The organism is Pontibacter sp. SGAir0037 (assembly GCF_005491705.1).
Lineage (GTDB): Bacteria > Bacteroidota > Bacteroidia > Cytophagales > Hymenobacteraceae > Pontibacter.
The window spans coordinates 314,969-333,305 of sequence record NZ_CP028092.1 but is presented as its reverse complement, the minus strand read 5'-3'; the positions used below and the strand labels follow the sequence as shown (position 1 = coordinate 333,305).

At 48.4% G+C, this 18,337-nt stretch carries 16 protein-coding genes, 1 tRNA gene and 1 pseudogene; 6 read left to right on the top strand and 12 right to left on the bottom strand.

Features of this window, described 5'->3' with window-relative positions; all coding sequences use genetic code 11:
• Positions 1-70: 70 nt before the first annotated feature.
• Entirely contained in the window at positions 71-442 is a 372-nt protein-coding gene (locus tag C1N53_RS01420) for a hypothetical protein (RefSeq protein WP_137757630.1), read from the top strand.
• Positions 443-630: 188 nt separating this feature from the next.
• Here the strand turns inward: C1N53_RS01420 and thiL are convergent, their stop codons facing one another.
• The 4 genes from thiL to C1N53_RS01400 form a co-directional block, all read right to left on the bottom strand.
• Positions 631-1,659 (bottom strand): thiamine-phosphate kinase, encoded by a 1,029-nt coding sequence (thiL, locus tag C1N53_RS01415; RefSeq protein WP_137757629.1) that lies wholly within the window; start codon positions 1,657-1,659, stop codon positions 631-633.
• Between the two features lie 46 nt (positions 1,660-1,705).
• A complete protein-coding gene (locus tag C1N53_RS01410) occupies positions 1,706-3,826 on the bottom strand; it encodes a ComEC/Rec2 family competence protein (protein ID WP_137757628.1) in 2,121 nt (706 codons plus the stop codon).
• Positions 3,826-4,254 (bottom strand): GNAT family N-acetyltransferase, encoded by a 429-nt coding sequence (locus tag C1N53_RS01405; protein ID WP_137757627.1) that lies wholly within the window; start codon positions 4,252-4,254, stop codon positions 3,826-3,828. The genes C1N53_RS01410 and C1N53_RS01405 overlap by 1 nt, the downstream gene beginning before the upstream one ends.
• A gap of 73 nt (positions 4,255-4,327) precedes the next feature.
• Positions 4,328-5,359 carry a PhoH family protein gene (locus C1N53_RS01400; protein ID WP_137757626.1) on the bottom strand — a complete coding sequence of 344 codons (1,032 nt, stop codon included), beginning with the start codon at positions 5,357-5,359 and terminating at the stop codon, positions 4,328-4,330.
• A gap of 98 nt (positions 5,360-5,457) precedes the next feature.
• On the opposite strand from C1N53_RS01400, the gene C1N53_RS01395 reads away from it, so the two are divergent.
• From C1N53_RS01395 to C1N53_RS01385, 3 genes are all read left to right on the top strand, one after another.
• On the top strand, positions 5,458-6,228 hold the full coding sequence (locus tag C1N53_RS01395) for an S-adenosyl-l-methionine hydroxide adenosyltransferase family protein (RefSeq protein ID WP_137757625.1): 771 nt from the start codon (positions 5,458-5,460) through the stop codon (positions 6,226-6,228).
• Positions 6,229-6,314: 86 nt separating this feature from the next.
• Positions 6,315-6,668 carry a hypothetical protein gene (locus tag C1N53_RS01390; RefSeq protein WP_137757624.1) on the top strand — a complete coding sequence of 118 codons (354 nt, stop codon included), beginning with the start codon at positions 6,315-6,317 and terminating at the stop codon, positions 6,666-6,668.
• A gap of 47 nt (positions 6,669-6,715) precedes the next feature.
• Positions 6,716-7,036 carry a putative quinol monooxygenase gene (locus C1N53_RS01385; protein WP_137757623.1) on the top strand — a complete coding sequence of 107 codons (321 nt, stop codon included), beginning with the start codon at positions 6,716-6,718 and terminating at the stop codon, positions 7,034-7,036.
• A 254-nt stretch (positions 7,037-7,290) separates the two neighbouring features.
• On the opposite strand, the gene C1N53_RS01380 is transcribed toward C1N53_RS01385, so the two are convergent.
• The 7 genes from C1N53_RS01380 to C1N53_RS01350 all read right to left on the bottom strand — a co-directional run bounded on the left by C1N53_RS01380 (position 7,291) and on the right by C1N53_RS01350 (position 16,053).
• Entirely contained in the window at positions 7,291-8,658 is a 1,368-nt protein-coding gene (locus tag C1N53_RS01380; RefSeq protein ID WP_137757622.1) for an HmuY family protein, read from the bottom strand.
• Positions 8,659-8,711: 53 nt separating this feature from the next.
• The gene (locus C1N53_RS01375; protein WP_137757621.1) at positions 8,712-10,970 is read right to left on the bottom strand and encodes a TonB-dependent receptor; all 2,259 of its coding nucleotides are present in this window, start codon (positions 10,968-10,970) and stop codon (positions 8,712-8,714) included.
• A 213-nt stretch (positions 10,971-11,183) separates the two neighbouring features.
• Positions 11,184-12,266 (bottom strand): hemin-degrading factor, encoded by a 1,083-nt coding sequence (locus C1N53_RS01370; protein ID WP_137757620.1) that lies wholly within the window; start codon positions 12,264-12,266, stop codon positions 11,184-11,186.
• 14 nt (positions 12,267-12,280) lie between these two features.
• Positions 12,281-13,096, bottom strand: a complete 816-nt coding sequence (locus tag C1N53_RS01365; RefSeq protein WP_137757619.1) for a heme ABC transporter ATP-binding protein — start codon at positions 13,094-13,096, stop codon at positions 12,281-12,283.
• A gap of 6 nt (positions 13,097-13,102) precedes the next feature.
• On the bottom strand, positions 13,103-14,179 hold the full coding sequence (locus C1N53_RS01360; RefSeq protein WP_137757618.1) for an iron ABC transporter permease: 1,077 nt from the start codon (positions 14,177-14,179) through the stop codon (positions 13,103-13,105).
• Entirely contained in the window at positions 14,179-15,141 is a 963-nt protein-coding gene (locus C1N53_RS01355) for a hemin ABC transporter substrate-binding protein (RefSeq protein ID WP_137757617.1), read from the bottom strand. The genes C1N53_RS01360 and C1N53_RS01355 overlap by 1 nt, the downstream gene beginning before the upstream one ends.
• Positions 15,142-15,402: 261 nt before the next feature.
• Positions 15,403-16,053 carry a response regulator transcription factor gene (locus C1N53_RS01350; protein ID WP_137757616.1) on the bottom strand — a complete coding sequence of 217 codons (651 nt, stop codon included), beginning with the start codon at positions 16,051-16,053 and terminating at the stop codon, positions 15,403-15,405.
• 183 nt (positions 16,054-16,236) lie between these two features.
• Between C1N53_RS01350 and hscB the strand changes: the two genes are divergently transcribed.
• On the top strand, positions 16,237-16,839 hold the full coding sequence (hscB, locus tag C1N53_RS01345; protein WP_240773344.1) for a Fe-S protein assembly co-chaperone HscB: 603 nt from the start codon (positions 16,237-16,239) through the stop codon (positions 16,837-16,839).
• A gap of 22 nt (positions 16,840-16,861) precedes the next feature.
• Positions 16,862-16,945 (top strand) — tRNA-Leu (locus C1N53_RS01340).
• 163 nt (positions 16,946-17,108) lie between these two features.
• On the opposite strand, the pseudogene C1N53_RS01335 reads toward C1N53_RS01340, so the two are convergent.
• A pseudogene (locus tag C1N53_RS01335) lies at positions 17,109-18,246 on the bottom strand (IS3 family transposase).
• Between the last annotated feature and the right edge of the window lie 91 nt (positions 18,247-18,337).

The following is an 18,337-nucleotide window of genomic DNA, read 5'->3' as shown; positions in this document are numbered from 1 at the left end:
AGATTTAACTTGAGGCAGTTACCGGAAGAAAATCAATATTTGTCTTAGCCTTAGCATATAAAATAAAAAGATGGAAAACGATCCCGAATTAAATGGAAAATACCTGGGTACTATTTCCAAAGATTTTGTGGTAGTAGCCGAAACCTTAAGAGAAGCAGCTTACCAGGTACGCAAAAGAAAGATATCAGAATACCCGATCTTCGTCTTCAGCCGCACAGAAGTTCCGATAGGTTCTCTCTTTCTGGCCAAAGAAGAACTGGCTTTGGAATGGAATATTTTTGCTTCGTATGCTGAGGATTTTATTCAGCGTAAACTGATTGATGTCGAAAAACTAGAAGAGTTTAAAGCTGCCTACAAAGATCCGGATGAATTCTGCTGCCTTTTTGTAGTAGACGGTGAAAACTTCACAAACTTCGTGTTTATTCCTTATCCGGAAGATTAATTTTTTGGGGACACAAGATTCAAAACTCAAGAAGTAAGTTATTTAGAAGAAATCCAGCTATAATGATGTTGACATAAGTATTGTTTAAATATTATTACCTCTAAAATATATAAAAGAAAAAGGGAAGCGTTAAGCTTCCCTTTTTCTTTTATCCTAAATCTTATGTCTTGTGTCTTGGGTCTCTAATTTTAAAAATGCTTCCACCCTTGTGCCTGCAGCGGGAAGGCTTGCCCGTGCTTGTTAGCCAGGTTTATGCCTTCACTGGCTTCTGTTATTTTCCCAATGATAGTGAAATCCGGGTGATTCTTGATTTTATCGTAATCAGCCAGCGGCACTGTGAAGAGGAGTTCGTAATCTTCGCCACCGTTTAAGATGCAGGTAATCGGATCCAGGTTAAACTCCATGGCAGCTTCAAGGGTTTGCTCATCCACCGGCAGGTTTTCACGATAGATAGTAGCCCCGACACCCGATTGTGAACAGATATGAAAAAGTTCGGAAGCCAATCCGTCTGATACATCGATCATAGAAGTCGGTCTGATGCCCTTATCCTTCATTTCATGCACCACATCCATACGCGCTTCTGGTCGCAGCTGACGACCTACAATATACTGCTTATCTTCCAGCTCGGGCTGCATTTCAGGGTTAGCCATAAAAGCCTGCTTCTCACGCTCCAGTATCTGCAGGCCTAAATAAGCAGCTCCAAGGTCACCCGTTACGCAGATCAGGTCGTTTACCTGTGCGCCACTTCGTTGCACAGCCTCCCCTTTTGCTACCTCCCCTATTGCGGTTACACTAATTACCAGGCCAGCTCTCGACGAAGTAGTGTCACCACCCACCAAATCAACTTTATAGTTTTCGCAGGCCAGGTTAATTCCTTCGTACAGCTCTTCCACAGCCTCCACCGTATAGCGGGCACCCAAGGCAATGTTTACTGTTATTTGCGTAGGCTTTGCATACATAGCCGCGATATCCGATACGTTTACTGCTACTGCCTTATACCCCAGGTGCTTTAAAGGGCAAAACGTTAAATCAAAATGCACCCCTTCCAGCAGCATATCGCTTGATACAACCAACTGCTTTTCCTGCGGCTCAATAATAGCTGCATCATCCCCGATTCCTTTTATAGTAGATTCCTGGTGTTTAACCTCTATTTTGTCTTTGATCAGTTTGATCAGGCCAAACTCTCCCAGTTCGCTTAGTGGCGTATAGTTGCTCATGTGTATTGCTTCTTTAATTGCTGCAAAAGTACGAAATAATAATCTCCTACTCTAGCTCTACTACAAAAGCACCGGAAGTGGCTATATCATGAAAGGAAATTTGAAGCTCGTTTAGTTTATCCCGCATCTGCTGCAGGTACCATGGGTAGCTTGAGGCATCAAGCAAAACCTGCTTGAACTCGAACTGCAGCAGCTCCTCTGGCTTTACCGGCGCATTGCGGGCTAACAGGATATAATCTACCGCTAAAGGCTCCTGGGCCTGTACCCGCAAAGGCTTGTCGAGCAGTAACAGCCGCTTTCCCTGCCATACATACACACTGTTGCTGTCTGGCAGTTGCGCAAGATAGAGGTTTGAAGCCTGCCCCGAAGTGTACAGCAACTGCCTCTGCGTCTCTTTTATGCCTCTGTGCCAGAGGTGTGGCCGAATGTTGTAATTAAAGGCATCGGCATGCTGCTGCAAAACAGAATCGGAAACCACAATAGCCTGCTGCCCCTCCATAAAAGAAAGAGCCGTATTACCCCGCAGGCTGTAAACTGTTAAGACTTTCTGCTTCTGTTGCTGCTTATCTATTAATAACTGCTGCACCGAAAGCACTCCCACAACAACTGTGGCAAAGGCAAAATACTTCAGTTTTTTCAGTGCCAGAAAAAGTATAAGCAGCAAAAGTAATATGTACAGCAACAGTGCCTGCACTTTAGAGATGGTAATCCCATCTATAACAGCCTGTGGCAGATTGCTCAGGAACAGGTTGCATTCGTTCATGAGCCACAGAGAACCTGTGTGCAGCAGAAAAAGCAGCTTGCTGAGTACAGGCACTCCATACAAGGCCAGTGCGGCAACACCGGAGTAAAGCGCAAGCATGGCCAGGGGAATAACAGGTATATTGGCCATCCAGAAATACACCGGAAACTGGTGGAAGTAATATATACCCAAGGGCATGGTAGCAAGCTGTGCTGCAACAGAAACTGTAAACAGTGCCCAGGCATACCGTAATACCGGATGGTCAAAATCCAGCAGCTTCTGAAGCTTTGGCTGCAGGTACACAATGCCCAGCACGGCCGCAAACGATAGTTGAAAGCTTACTTCAAATAAATAATATGGGTTATAAGCCAGCAGCACAAAAGCGGCAATAGCTACTGTATTATAAATATTTGTCTGCCGCTTTATAGCCAGTGCAATGGTTACCAGGCTAAACATAACCACTGCCCGCAGAACCGATGGTGATAAACCCGTCATAAAAGCGTAGAGCCACAGCACCGATAGCACAATACCCGCCGAAGCAATACGCACCGTGCGTCCTTTGCCAAATTTACTTAATGCCCACATCAGCACCAGGTAGAGCAGCCCCACATGCAAGCCGGAAACCGCCAGCACATGCATCGTACCTGTATTGGTATAAGCGCTTCGTACGGCATTATCCAGTTCATCTTTCACTCCTAATACCAGGGCAGAAGAGATTCCATATTCCCGTGCCAGCCCAACCCGCTCCCGCAAAACAGCGTCGAGCTTCCGGCGCAGCAGAATGCTATAGTACAGAACAGGATTGGCAGGATCTGCGCCAAGCTTCAGGAACTGATGCCTCTGAAGAGCGTGGCGGTGTATTATATTCTTATTTTCCAGAAAGGCCCTGTAGTCGAACTGGTGAGGGTTGGCAGGCGGAGGTACCGCTTGGGGAGCACCTTTTATAAGCAGCCTGTCGCCATAGCTGAGTCCGTAAAGCTGTTCAGCGTCATCATCGGGCACAGACAACTGTATTTTTCCGGCAACCTGCTGCCAGTTACCTTGTACCTGTACGCTTTCCAGGCGCAATACAGTGTTCTGGTAACCTGGCTTCTGTACCACATAATCGTCTACGGTGCCTATGTAGTAAGACGGAGCTATTGCCAGCTGTGCAAGATGATCCTTCTGCCCCGAAGCCGTATGGATATGTGTTATAGCTGCACCTCCCGCTACAAAACACAGCAAACCCAGTATACCGGCGGCATTTGTTGCCGTTACCGTCCTGGCTTTCTGTGCCACAGCAAACGCTAACAGGTAGGTTGCTATAAAAAAGGCAGTCAGCTCAGCACTATACCTGAACTGGCTGCCCGTATATACATATAGCAGAATGCCTGCTATAAAACTAACCGTAATCCGAAGGAATGGGTATGGAGCCCATTTAAACATCAGCCCTTGTATGTCATTTTGTAATGGTTGATGTCACACTCACTAAACATCTCCCCCTCTGTTTCGAAGCCATTGCGCAGGTAAAAATTGAGTGCTGCTACCTGGGCATGCAGGTATATGGTGCTATCAGGATATGCCGATCTCACATCTTCCAGCACCAGTTCCAGTACTTTGGCACCTACATTTTTATTCCGGAATTCTTCCAGTACCGCAAAGCGTTCCAGCTTTACCCCTTGTTCTGTTTTTCGCCAGCGGGCAGCGCCACAGGCAATGCCATTATAGGTAGCCATGTAGTGCTTCGCTACTTCTTCATACTGGTCATATTCGGCTTCGCGCGGCACACCCTGGCCTATCACAAATACATTTTCGCGAATAGCAGTTGCAGTTTTAAAATCCTGCTCTTGCTCAATGCGGATAACTTCTATCATGTTGGAAGCACCAAAGCGGCTCCCGTAAAGAATGAGCCGCTTTGGGTGTTAAATAGTCTTAGATATGAAATTTTCAGAAATTGCTTCGGCGCTTGCCATTAAAGCGCGATGTTTCTTCTTCCCCGGCCTCAATGGCAGCTTTCCTGGCAGCGGCTGCATCTTCCTCATGCTTGGTATAAGCATTCACAATATCTTTTACCAGTCTGTGGCGCTGCACATCTTCTGCCTTCATTTCCACAAAGCCAATGCCCTTTACATCTTTTAAAATGTGCAAGGCCTCTATCAAGCCCGATCGCTGGCTACGCGGCAGGTCAATCTGCGATCTGTCGCCGTTGATCATCACTTTGGATGTAGGCCCCATACGTGTCAGGAACATCTTGATCTGAGCAGGTGTGGTGTTCTGCGCTTCATCGAGCAGCACAAAAGCATTGCTGAGGGTACGGCCACGCATATAAGCCAAAGGCGCAATCTCGATAATCTTGTTCTCCTGGTAGTACTTCAGCTTTTCCACCGGAATCATGTCTTCCAGCGCATCGTAAATCGGGCGCAGATACGGATCTACTTTTTCCTTCATGTCTCCCGGCAAAAAACCGAGGCTCTCGCCTGCTTCAACCACAGGCCGGGAAATAATGATTTTCTTAACCTCTTTATTTTTAAGCGCACGCACTGCCAGTGCTACCGAAATATATGTTTTACCTGTACCGGCAGGTCCTAAAGTAAATACCAGGTCATTCTTCTCAACCGCATCTACCAGCTTTTGCTGGTTAGGTGTTTTAGCTTTGATGATGCCCCCTTTGCTGCCATAAACAATTACATCCGGAGAAGTTACAATAACCTCCTCATCCAAAATAGGATCTGGCGAAAGGTATCTATTTACGCTGTTTTGCGTAACCTTTCCGAACTTGTGGTAATGATCTATCAGTGCAGAAAGGATTTCATGGATTTTGGTTATTTCCGGGGTTTGCCCCTGTATCTTGATCTCGTTCCCCCTGGATATGATCTTGCTGCTCGGAAAAGCAGCTGCAAGTTGTTTTATGTTTTGATTCTCTGTCCCCAGAAAATCAATCAGGGAGATATTCTCCAGCGTTATAACTTTCTCTACCAAATGCTTTTATATTATATAGTCAGTTGACAATATTTTCTTTAATTTAGTTTATAATACGTTATTATCAATACAAATCTACTTAAATTATAGTTCGTAATATGGCTGTAATTACCTTTACGTCAGATTTTGGTTACAGAGACCATTATGTTGCTGCTGTTAAAGCTAAAATAATTTCGCAGGACCCACAAATCCCGATCATCGACATTACACATGCCGTAGAACCTTTTAACATTCCGCAGGCTGAGTTTGTGCTGGGCTCCGTTTATCACGAATTTCCCGAAGGCACGGTGCACCTGGTAGGGGTTGATACACATTCCAAAAAAGGAAAGTACCTGGCTGCCAAGTTTAAAGGGCATTACTTCCTGCTGCCCGACAATGGTTTGCTTTCGCTTTTAACCGATGGCAGGCCTGCTAAAGTGATAGAGCTGCAAACTGATATCCTGATGCCTTTCCCGACAAAAGAATTACTGGCACCTGCCGCTGTTTACCTGGCCAAAGGAGGCGATATAGAGGTTCTGGGAAACCAGACACACGACATCAGGCAACTGCTGAACAGGCAACTCCGCCTAAATGATCACTCCATTACAGGCCACGTAATCCATGTAGACCGTTATGGCAACCTGATCACCAACATTACCCGCGATTCTATTGATACCATTGCACATGGACGCACCTTTACCATCCACTTTTCCCGTGAAACCGTAGGGCGCATTTATGCCAACTATAACCAGGTAGACGAAGGCGACTGCTGCTGCATCTACAACAGCCTGAACCAATTGTGCATCGGCATTAACAAAGGCCATGCCTCCGAACTGCTTGGCCTTGGCTTCGATTCTCAGATCGATGTGCGTTTTTATCCGGGAAGTTAAGGAGATGTGGAAATTCGGGGATGTGGAGATTTGGAGATAAAGGGATGCCTGCTTATATTTAGGCATAACAAGACGTTTTATATTGTATGAAAGCGCACAGCCCCAGACTTGAGTTGTTTTTACACCTGCTCACTGCGCTTGTCTTGTTGCTGAAGGGAGCCGACAAAATTTCACATAGTCATTTTATTTCCGGGAGCCTTCTTCTACTGTTGGCTTTTATGATACTCGCACTCGTTTTTCTGGAAAAGCGCCTGCATTTATCCCACATCAGGGTAAAGCAGATTTGCTTTTTAGTTGAATCGCTAGCCCTTTCTATTATTTCCATCGTATTTTTCCAGGAAGGGCGCCACTATTTACCTTATGTGTTCGGGGCCTGCGCCCTCACCTACCTGATAGTAGCCATTGTATCTTTTGCGAAAGCAAAAGAAGCTGCTCATTAAAGAACCCTATCTTCAAATCTTTTCATCTTCAAATTTCCAAAGTAAAAATGTTGATACGTATTGTCAGGATGACTTTTCAGGAAGATAAAACAGCAGAGTTTCTGGAACTATTCCGGCAGACGAAAGACAGTATCAGAGCGTTTGAAGGATGTAACCACGTAGAACTGCTGCAGGATATGGATCAGCCGAATGTGTACAGCACCTACAGCCTCTGGGACTCTGAAAACGATTTAAACAACTACCGGCATTCTGCCCTCTTCGGCACTGTATGGAAAGCGACCAAAGCTTTGTTTGCTGATAAACCACAGGCATGGTCGATGCAGCGGATAGAGGTAATGCCTCAGCCGAAATCGCCAAGCATACATTAACAGCTATCAGACTTCTTTTTCGCACCACAAGACAAAACAGCCGAACTGACCACACCTGATACGAATGCAGCAATCCGGCTGTTTGCATTACCTCTGCTCCGGAAAACCCTTATGGCGTAATTGCTTTGCGGGAACAGAGAAGCTTACTAAACTAAGAATAAACCTGGTGCAGAGGGCATATCTGCGTTTTCATGAAGACTGTGATGTCATTTTGAAAATAATTTCTAATTCATAATTTCTGATTTAACGCAACCCTAAGCACCTTTTTTCACCAGAGCGTACTGTATCTGTGGTTTGCCTCTTTCGCCATTGGTCGTCATGGCACTAAACTTCAGCTTGTAGATATTACCATCGGCATCTTTCACTATATAAAAGCGATCGGCGTAAACATTTGGCGCTCCTGTCCCGGTTGTAAACCTCCAGTCTGCCCCAATGGCCAGACGGGAACTGCTGTAAGTCAAACCACTTAAATTACTTTCGTTAAAAGCATCGTAGCTTACAGAGCTGGTTTGTACTTTGGCAACCTCTGCCCCTCCCATGTTATTGAGCAGCACCATGTCCTGGTAAAAGTAAGGAATGGTTCCTGCCTTATACGTATAGGCCGACCAGGCAATATCCCACCGCTCTTTAGCTGGCTCTACTTCTACAGCACCATTCTCAAAAGACAAATACCTGAAGTTATACTTGCTGTCTTTTGAAACACTAGCTTCTTGCATACCTGTACCATTAATGTTAGCATACTGTACTTTATAGTTGTTGCCATTTCGGATAATGCGCACTTTTTTCCAGCGCCTGGCAGCAGCCCCCTTCGTACCTCTGTTAATAATGTACACCTTATTTTCAGCTTCCGTGGCAGAAATGGCAGCAATTGCTGTTTTGCTAAGATCACCCTCCACATCGTCTATATAGGCCATGGCTTCGGGCGAAAAGGCATCCAGGGTAAGTTTTGCCACCAGTGCTACCGTGTCTGCAGCGGTTACCTGTGTAAGATCTGTTTTATCCAGGGCTATAGCCATAGCACCGGTCGGGTTATTAAGCACTACCCTGAAATCGCTTCCGGTATAAAAGCCAAGGTCCCAGGCAGTGCGGGGAACGGCTGCCTGACGGTTCGCACTTAAGTCTACAAATACGATATTCGGATAGGTGGCTCCCCCGCCGTTCAGCTCCATGGTATTACCCTGCGAAAGTATTTCTGAAAAGCTAAGCGTTACCACAGCATCTCCGTTCACTACCACTTCCTGGCTGGAAGAACTTATCTCAAATGCAATGCTTTCATCGCCATCCAGTAAAACACCATTGGCTTTTACGACCTTAAAGCTAGCTTCGGTGCCACCTGCCGGTATAGTCAGCGTTAGTTTATTATTGGTAGCGGCTGGCTCTGTGGTAAATTCTGTTCCGTAGGCTATGCCGCTTGGCTGCATCGTAATAGTGAGCGGCACAGGGGCCGTAGAAGCTCTTGATAATCTTACCTTGATGGTTACTTCATTTGCCTGCGACTCGAAGCCCATCGACTGCGCCTCGAACTGCACCAGGTTATCCGGCAGTGGTGGCTCCTCTTCCTGGCAGCTTATGAGCAGGTTAGCAGAAATAAACAAAGCTAAAATATAGTTGAATTTACGCATAGTTGTAGGTTTAATGGAATTGAGTTTATGAATTGGATTTTTAAATAACTCTGTTATTTGCTCCACTGGAAGTTCAGCCCGAAAAAGTAAGAACGTCCGTAGCCGATTGGTCTGTCTCCTCCCGTACTGTGCGCACCTCCGGAATCGAGCTGGGTACTGGCAATTCGGGTTACATCCAGCAGGTTTTTGATACCTGCATTTAAAGCAAGAAATTTAGTAAGTGTTTTAGTAGCGGTTATATCAGCCCAGTGATAGGCATCTGTAGAAGCCAGGTATACCTGCTCCGGCCCGAGCACATACGCCGGGAGTTTGCCGGTGTACTTGTAAAACAAGCCCAGGCTCGCCCCCCATTGCTGCAGCCTGTAGGTAAGGTTCAGGTTTGCTTCTGGCGACCAGGTAAAGTAATCAAGGCCTTCCTGCGCCTCATAATACATGTTATAGCGGCCAATATAAGCCACTCCTGCTGTAGCCTCGAGTGCCTGTGTGCGAAAGGTATTGCTCCAGGTCCCGCCCGTGGTTTTGTATTTGTCAACATTAATGTAAGTATAGTAAGTCGGGTTTGCCTCGTCGCGTCCTGTTGTGATCTGGTTGCTCAGGTTATTGTAAAAGCCACCTATAGTTGTGGCAAACTGCACCTGGCTGGTTTGCTGCACCTGCCAGGCCAGGGAGCCGCTGAAACTATGCGACAGCTCTGCCTTCAGGTTTGTGTTTCCTATAATGTCGTGGCTGGCATCGTGGAAGCTGAAGTACAGTTCCCGCAGCGATGGTGCCCGAAAACCTCTGGCATAAGCCAGGCGCAGGTCCAGATGGCTGCCTAGTGTAATTTTGGTATTGATGGAAGGAATAGCCGGCGGCGCATCGTATACTGAATTGTGCACCACCCGCAGCCCGGGCCGGATGCTCAGAGCAGGCACCGGTGTAATTTCGGCAGAAGCAAACAAAGCATAATCGTTCAGGGCAGGCTGGCCTTTTATCCTGTCGCCGCTGCCGCTTTCGAGGTTAATATCCACACCTGGCTGCAACGATACCGCAGGAGAAAGTTTATACTGTGCTGTCCCTCTAAAGGTAGTGCCACGGAAGGAGGAAAGATCCTGTGCGCCGGGTGCCAGCGAAAGCGTTACACGGCCTGTGGCCTCGTCTACTTCCACGCCCTGGGTTCTGCGTTTAAAATCGGTATAAGCAGCCACACCTGTAAAAGTGAGTTTCGGATTCAGTTGCCATTCCGCTTGTGCCTGGTGCATAAAGCGTTTGGTCAGGAAATTTTTGTCAGAAGCTTTTCCGTTGGTGAATACACCCAGGCTGTTGATTTCTTCATCCAGCACATTCAGGCGATACCAGGTATTCACGTTGCTATTGCGGAAACTGGCCGATACATCCCCTAACCACTGCGCCTTCGGGTGCCATTGCCATTGGCTGAACCTTCCCTCCTGCTCCCCCATTAACCCTTTGGAGTCGTTATGTGAGATGCTGCCTGCCAGTTGCCAGCCTTTGTGTTGCCAGTTTACCCGTGCATGCTGGTTATGAATTCCCCTGTCAAGCCCATACTCCCGGGCAATCGTTTCTTCGTGCAGCCTGGCCGAAACAGCCAATTGTTCGCTCAAGGGCTTTTTGGTGATAATGTTGATCACGCCCGCCAGGGCATCAGCCCCGTATACCACCGACATAGGACCTTCCACAATTTCGATTCGCTCAATTGCATTAACATCCAGCTGGTTGATATTAATTTCGTTGGATGTGCCCTGCCTGCCGATCATGGGCGCTCCGTCTAGCAGCACCTTCACATTCTGCCCGGAAATGCCCTGCAAACTCAGGTTAGAAGTTCCCATAGCCAGATCCTGCGCAAACCTCACTCCCAGTTCGTTATTCAGAACACCCTGTATATCGGTAGCTCCGCGTGCTTTTATGCGTTCGCTGCTGATGGTCCGCACCTGGTACACCGATTGCCGCGCCGACTGTGGCTCATACTGCCCCGTTACCACCACGTCCTGCAGTTGCAGGCTTTCCTGCTTTAACCGGATCACGGGTAGCTCCACCTGCTGATGTGGCTTCAGCTCCACCTGAAATTCAGTAGCACCCGCACCAATAGCCTGCACCACCAATGTATAGTTTCCCGCCGGTGCCGTTACAGAAAAAGTACCTTTATCTGCTGTTAAGACGCCATAAGAGGTGCCTTTTAGTGTAACAGATGTAAAGGCTGCAGGCTTGCCATCGGCACTTACTACCATCCCGGAAATGGTTCCGCTTTGCGTTTGGCCAAAAGTGTTAGCCAGGCTAAACAGCAGCATTAAGAGCAGAGGGATAAAGGTTTTCATGTTATAAATAAATCGTTTAGGTATAAAGCCAACAGAGCGCACGCTGCCATGCAATGGCTGGACTGGATGCCAGTATTTGAGTATAAATTATGAGGCTCCCCGGCCTTAGGGGCTTCTTATAAGATCCTCTCCGGCACAAGCAGTTCTTTAAAAACCGCCTGCACCTTTAAGGAGATCTCACTCAACACATATAAAAAACGAAGGAAATACATGTTACGCTCCCGCCGCCTGTAGCATCGGCAGGCTGTTTACCAGTTGTCGCCACTCTTCCAGCTCCGGCTGGCCGGGCTTCCGCAGTCCAAAGAAGCTTACCACCAGTTCCTTTTGCTGATCGAACAATTCTATGGATGTAACCACCCCATCACGGGTTGGCTTCTTCACCACCCAGGCAGAGGCAATGATGTCCTGCAGCAGGTGCATGTTAAATTCAGGGTCCAGTACATTTACCCAGGTTTGCGGACCTGCATGCCCACGTTCCAGTATGCGTATGGTTCGCACTTTGCCCTGGTGAATCTGGATATTACCACGGTTGCCCACAAAAATCATAATGGGCAGCTTTGTGGCTGCAGCCGATTCGAGTATTTCTTTTACCTTTTCCGGATGTATCATATAGGTAAAGGGCCCATGCGCCAGTTCCATGGCATGGTGGCGGTGCACCTTGTGCTTTCGAAGCATGCCATGAAAGTCGTGCGTATCCTGCAGATCGGCCCAATCATACAGCAGTTCCTCCGCATCTACCTCGGTATCGTATACCCTGGCCGCATACGGCTCCGTAAACTGCTCCTGCTCCTGGCCTGCGGCACGAAAATCTTCCACTAAAGCTATATAAGCATCGTAGTTGCTTTTGCCTTCCTGCAGGTAAACCTTTAAAATGGCATCCCCTGCTTTGTCAAACACCTGCAGACTGGTTAAACGCCGGTCGTTTTTCAGTTCTTCTACCGCAAAGGCCACATGCCAGGCATAAAAGAAGAACCTGGATTCTATCGGACCAATAACGGTAGCCACTCCCTCCATTACATTAACCTGCTTAAAAGCACCTTTATGCTCCAGAATGCAGCTATCGTTACGGGTAAGGGCCATTACATAACCTAACTCCGGCAGCCGCTTTACCAAAGTTCCCCAATCTCCTTCCAGGCGAATGGCGTTTTTACCCACCATCGTTGCCAGTAAAGTAGCCTCGTTGGTACCCAGTTCTCTGGCTGCATCCCGGATGCGTAGCGCTGGCTTTGCCTGCTGCAGCCCCTGCCAGGCCTTTACAAGCGTTTCTGTATCGGCAAATTTATTTTCTGCTATCATATCTGTGTTCTCCGCTATTTATGAATAATGTTTTGAAATACTTTTTGGGACTGATGATAAGGTATTGCCATCACGAAAGGCCTGTTGCTACACCCGTGGCACATTACCTGCACCGGATGAGCGAAAGTTGCCTCCAGCACCTCTTCCTGCATCAGGTCGGCTGTTCTACCCTGCGCAACTGTTTTGCCTTTTTTCAGGAACAATAGCTCATCCGCATACTGAGCTGCCAGGTTCATATCGTGCAGGATGGCCAGAACACCTATATCCTGGCGGCACATCTCCCGCGCTATATGCAGCATACTATGCTGCTGTGCCATATCCAGGCTGGAGGTGGGTTCGTCGAGCAGCAGGAAACGAGGCTGCCGGCTACTTCCTTTTAACTGCGCTATGACGCGTGCCAGTTGTACCCGCTGCTGCTCCCCACCCGACAGACTGGCGTAGTTCCTGTCGGCCAGGTGACGAATGCCTGTGGCATCCATCACCTCTTCGGTCACCCGGATGCTTTTCTTCAGGGCCTCGCGGTGCGGCAGCCTGCCCAGCTGCACAATTTCCCGTGCTTTAAAAGGAAAGTTAACATGCACACTTTGCGGTAGCACGGCCCTTACCAGCGCCAGTTCCCGGGCTGTATAGTCTGCCAGGCTTTTGCCATTCAGCCGGATGCTGCCTGTGTGTCCGCCTGTCTCTTTAGAAACCAGCTTTAACAAAGTAGATTTACCGGCTCCATTCGGCCCCAATACCGCCGTAAACACCCCCGGTTCCAGTTGCAGGCTCACCTTTTCGAGTATTTGCTTTTTGCCCCGGGCATAGGATATATTTTCGGCTATCAGCATAGTTCTTTAAATCATGTTTTTCTTTTTCGCATGGATGATCAGCCAGATGAATACCGGCGCTCCCAGCAGGGCTGTTACAATGCCAATCGGCAGTTCTGACGGAGCGACTACGGTTCTGGCAAACAGGTCGGCCAGCATCAGAACCACGGCGCCACCCAGCATGGAGCCAGGCAATACAATATGGTGATCAGGCCCAAAAGCCATGCGCAGGATGTGCGGCACCACCAGACCGACAAAACCGATAGTACCAGCTATAGATACGGCTGCGCCTACAGCCATAGAGCTCAGAAAGATGACCAGGTATTTTACCTGCTCCACATTTACTCCCAAGTGATGCGCCTCGGCCTCTCCCAAGGCCATTGCGTTCAGCTTGCTGCCTATAAAAGAGAGTACCAGCGCAGGCAGCAGCATCATGGGCAATGCCACACCTAATTTTCCCCACGAAGCTCCCCCCAGGTCGCCCAGGCTCCAGAAAGTAAAGCTTCGCAGGGCGGCATCATCGGCATAAAACAATACCAAACCGATTAGAGCAGCAGCCAGTGCATTTATAGCTATACCTGATAAAATGAGTACTGTTATCTCTATTTTCCCCTGCCGCTGCCCCAGTGCATAGGCAATCAGGGTCGTTACCAGGCCACCTGCAAAGGCAAATACCGGCAGCAGGTGTGGCCCTGCAAGCACAGACCAGAAACCCGATAGAGCGGAACCGAACACAATGGCTGTCACAGCAAACAAGGCTGCTCCGCTCGACACTCCGATCAGGCTCGGCTCCACCAGCGGATTGCGGAACAGCCCCTGTAAGCCTGCCCCGGCCACACCCAGAGCTGCGCCCACCACCATGGCCAGCACCATTCTGGGCAATCGTATATGCAGTAGCACCTGCTCCTGCTGCAGGGAGAACCCATCCGCAGCCCCTCCCAGCTGATGCAGCAAAATGGAGAGGATCTCGGCTGCAGAAATGGGAACAGCACCAACCTGAAGGGAAATCACAAAAACACAAACGAGCAATGCGGCGATTCCTGCCAGTATGAGCGAGGCGCTACTGGTATAGCTTTGTTTCTTTATAGTTAAATTACCGAGCATTATTTAGCAGCTTTTGCAGTGGGTGCCGCTGCCGGGTGTAGCTGCAACGCCAGTTCCTGTACTGCTTTGCCTACTCTGGGGCCAAAACCTGACAGGTAGAGCCCATCCATAGAAATAAAATGCCGTTGTTTGCCTGCTGTGGTTTCTTTTACGCCCGGTATAGCCAGCACACCCTCTGCCCCGCCAAGACTTTCGAGGCCTGTATCGAAAAACAGCAAGTAGTCCGGGTTAGCAGCTATTACCGCTTCAGCCGTAAGCGGTTTATACTCTTCTATCTGCTTTACGGCCTGCTCGCCCCCTGCCAGCTCAATCATTTTGGCGGCGAAGGTATTACTGCCGCAGATATTTAAAGTTCCCTGCCCACGCGCATAAATAAAGAGCACTTTAGGCTTTGTGGTAGCAGTAGCCAACGTCCGCTTTACCTGCTCAAAATCCTCGTCTACCTGGTTTACCAGTTCCTGTGCCTTGTCTTCTCTGCTCAGCAGTTTACCAATCTCTTTGATCATGGCCTGTGTACCTTCCTTCGATAGCTTATGCTCGAAGTAATGCTGCTCCATACCCGTGCTTGCCAGTTGCTCTGTCACACTTTTGTCTACATAATCTTTTTCGGCCAGTACCAGCTGTGCCCCAGTCGAGATAATGCCTTCGGCTTTTACACCTGTCCGGTAGCCAAGTGAAGGCAGCGCCTGCAGATGCGCCGGATACGTACTGGTGCGATCGGTGGCGACAATATGATCGCAATTGCCCAAGGCACAAACAATTTCAGACACGGTACCTCCGAGCGTAACAATTTTTAGATCGGATGCAGGCACAGAAGCCAATGTTTCGCTACTTGCGGTAGCCGTTTGTTCACCTGTGCCTGGCGTGCAGGCAAAGGTAGCCAGGCACAAACCTGCCGTATAAGTTAAGCCTATCCACCAGTTGCGGCTTTTTCTGTTAGCTGTTGTATTAAAGTTCTTCATGTGCGGCGATTAATTATTTAGAAGCATTCTAAACAATAGCAAAGGTAAAGGCTCCGGGTGCTGCTGTCAATCGCTTGTGGTAGCCAATTTCACTCACTAGTACTAGTGATAGGGCATCACTAGTACTAATAGTCTACATGCATTGGCAATTAAAATTACCGCCAGGTATATAGCATTTAATCAGCAACTTACACAAAGTATCGGACTGGTTTTCCTTTAAGAAAAACTTAGAAACTTTTGCTAGTACTGTTTCTGAAGAAGCTATTTCAGCTTTACGATTCCCAGATCAAGGGCTTTTACAATCAGTTCGGCAGGGGATTTTATCTGCAGTTTACGCAGAATGCTCTTGCGGTGAGAATTAATCGTGTGCGGACTTAAAAAGAGTTGCTGGGCAATTTCTGCCGTTGATTTTCCTTCTGCAATCAGTTGTATGATTTCTGTTTCCCGTGCAGAAAGGGCTATACTTGTTTCTGGTCTGGTTTCCGGGACAGCTCCGGCCTGGGCCAATATCACATCCAGCACTTTGCTGCACATATACCGTTCTCCTTTAGAGGTGGCGTGCAGTGCTGCTAAGATTTCCTGTTCGCTGCTGTTCTTCAGCACATAGCCGCATACACCACATCTCAGGGCCTCCAATATGGTTTCCTTGTCTGGTTGCGAAGTAATAACCAACAGGTTAGAGCCGGGGCAGGTTGCTTTAAGGCTAATGATATCCTGCAGATTAAAGCCATCTTGCTGGGCACAATCGATGGTAATTACCTGCGGGTGATACTCCTGCGCCAGCGCAAGCAAAGTTGCAGGCGAATCTGCTTCCGCTACCACTGTAACCGACTGCTGATCTTCCAGCAACGCATGTATTCCCCTGCGCATAAGCAGATTCGCATCAGCAATCAGAACAGAGGTTATTGACATACAAGATTAGTTTTAGAAGATACTGCTAAAGTATAGAACAATGTTAATACAACAAAATTATTTAGAATTTTTCTAAATAACTAACAAGCATAAATATAAGCTATAAAGCCCTAAATCATTACCTTTGTAAGCGCAGCTACTGTATCAGTATTCAGTCGTGTTTCAGTTTTATTTAGCAGGAGCATGCGTATACATTTTGGAGCTGAAGCACCTGACCAGTTGCAGCTGCCCGATAAACCTGACAGACATATGCAAAACTACTTTGAATTTTATGGCATCCCGGAGAGCTTTATATTGGATGAGAAAGCTATAAAGAATACCTATTACCAACTGAGCCGCGAGTACCACCCGGATTTTTATGCGAACGAACCTCAGGAAAAGCAGCAGGAAATACTGCAGCTCTCTACGCTTAACACCAATGCCTACCGTACCCTGAGCAATGCCGACCTGCGCATGCAGTATATTTTAAAAGAGCATGGTCTTCTAGAAGAAGGCGGCAATAATGAGTTGCCGGGCGAATTTCTGATGGAGATGATGGATATAAATGAGGAGCTGATGGAGCTGGAATTTGATTTTGATGCAGATAAACTGCATGAGATCGGAGAAAAAAGTACAGGAATTACAGCTCAACTCGATGCCGATATTCTGCCTACTTTGCAGCGATATCCTGAGCTTCATGGAGTTACAAAAGAAGCTGCCCTGCAGGAGGTAAAAATCTATTATCTGAAGAAAAAATACCTGTTGCGAATAAAAGAAACATTGTCTAAGTTTGCAGCACGTTCCTGAAAATCGTTCGGGAAAAGGCAATGCCTTGGTGGCGGAATTGGTAGACGCGCTGGTCTCAAACACCTGTGAGGTTACACTCGTGCCGGTTCGACTCCGGCCCAAGGTACAATTACAATATAAAACCCCATGTAAATCAAGCATTTACATGGGGTTTTATATTGTAGGGGACGGATTCAGGTTGTTTACCTTTTTTTTATTCCTCTACTGTAAGTACCCCTAAACCAGCACAGTTCAAAAGTAGACTTTTCTGAAATCACTTACCACTGCTACTATGAAGTGGGAATGTGGTAAACCTGGAGCGGGTGCTTTGTGAGCGTGGGCAGGTTTTCCATATTTCCACTTTCTTTTTGGAGTGGCCACTCCCTTGGCGTCAGGTTGCCCAGCGCCTCGTGCGGCCTGTGGGTGTTGTAATGCTCCACCCACTCCTGCGTCAGCTGTCGAACCTCCTCCAGGTCAAAGAACAGGTAGCTGTCGAGGATTTCCCTGCGGTAGCTGCCGTTGAAGCGCTCGATATAGCCGTTCTGCATCGGCTTGCCCGGCTGCGTGTACTGAATGGCGATCTTTTCCCTCTCACACCACAGGGTAAAGTCCCCGCTGGTGAACTCCGGCCCATTGTCCACCCGAATGGATGCCGGCTTTCCCCGCCAGTCAATGAGCTGCTCGAGCGTGCGGATCACGCTTTTGGCCCCGATGGAGGAGGCCACCTCGATGGAGAGGGCCTCCCGGTTGCAGTCATCAATCACGTTCAGGGTCCTGAACTTGCTGCCCGAGGCCAGCGAGTCACTCATAAAGTCCATGCTCCAGCTGCTGTTGAGCTGGGTTTGCTGCACCAGGGGCTTCTTTACCCTGGACGGCAGCCTTCGCTTGCCTCTTCTCTTCTTGTTTAGCTTCAGGAGCCTGTAGACCCGGTACACCCGCTTGTGGTTCCACTCCCTGCCCGCCCTTCTCAGGCAGGCCAGCAGCTTCCTGAAACCGTAGGAGGGGTGAGCGGAGGCCAGCTCCTGCAGGGCGGCGATCACCTCAGTGTCATCGCGGCGGCTTTTGTAGTAGAACTTCGAGCGGGACAGACCGCTCAGCGTGCAGGCCCTGGCAACCGAGAGGCCGTAGTCCGAGACAAGCTCCTGGGCTAGGGCTTTCTGCTGCCAGGGCCCCAGCCCTTTTTTGTGATCACCTCCTTTAGGATGGCGTGGTCCAGGCTCAGGTCGGCCAACATCTTCTTGAGCCGCTGGTTCTCCTCCTCCAGCTCCTTGAGCCGCTGCACATCCGAGGCGTCCATGCCCCCGTAGCGGCTCCGCCACTTGTAAAAGTGATCTCCAGTTCCCGGCAGATGTCCTCGGCCTTGCGGCCCGCTTCATGCTCCTTGAGGGCCTTGACGATCTGGCTCTCGGTAAATCTTGTCTTTTTCATCTTCTCAGGTTAAATGGATATTCCGGCAATGCTGACCCCCAATCCGGTGATACTGACCCCTTGAAATAGGTTTTGTTTATAGCGTCCGATG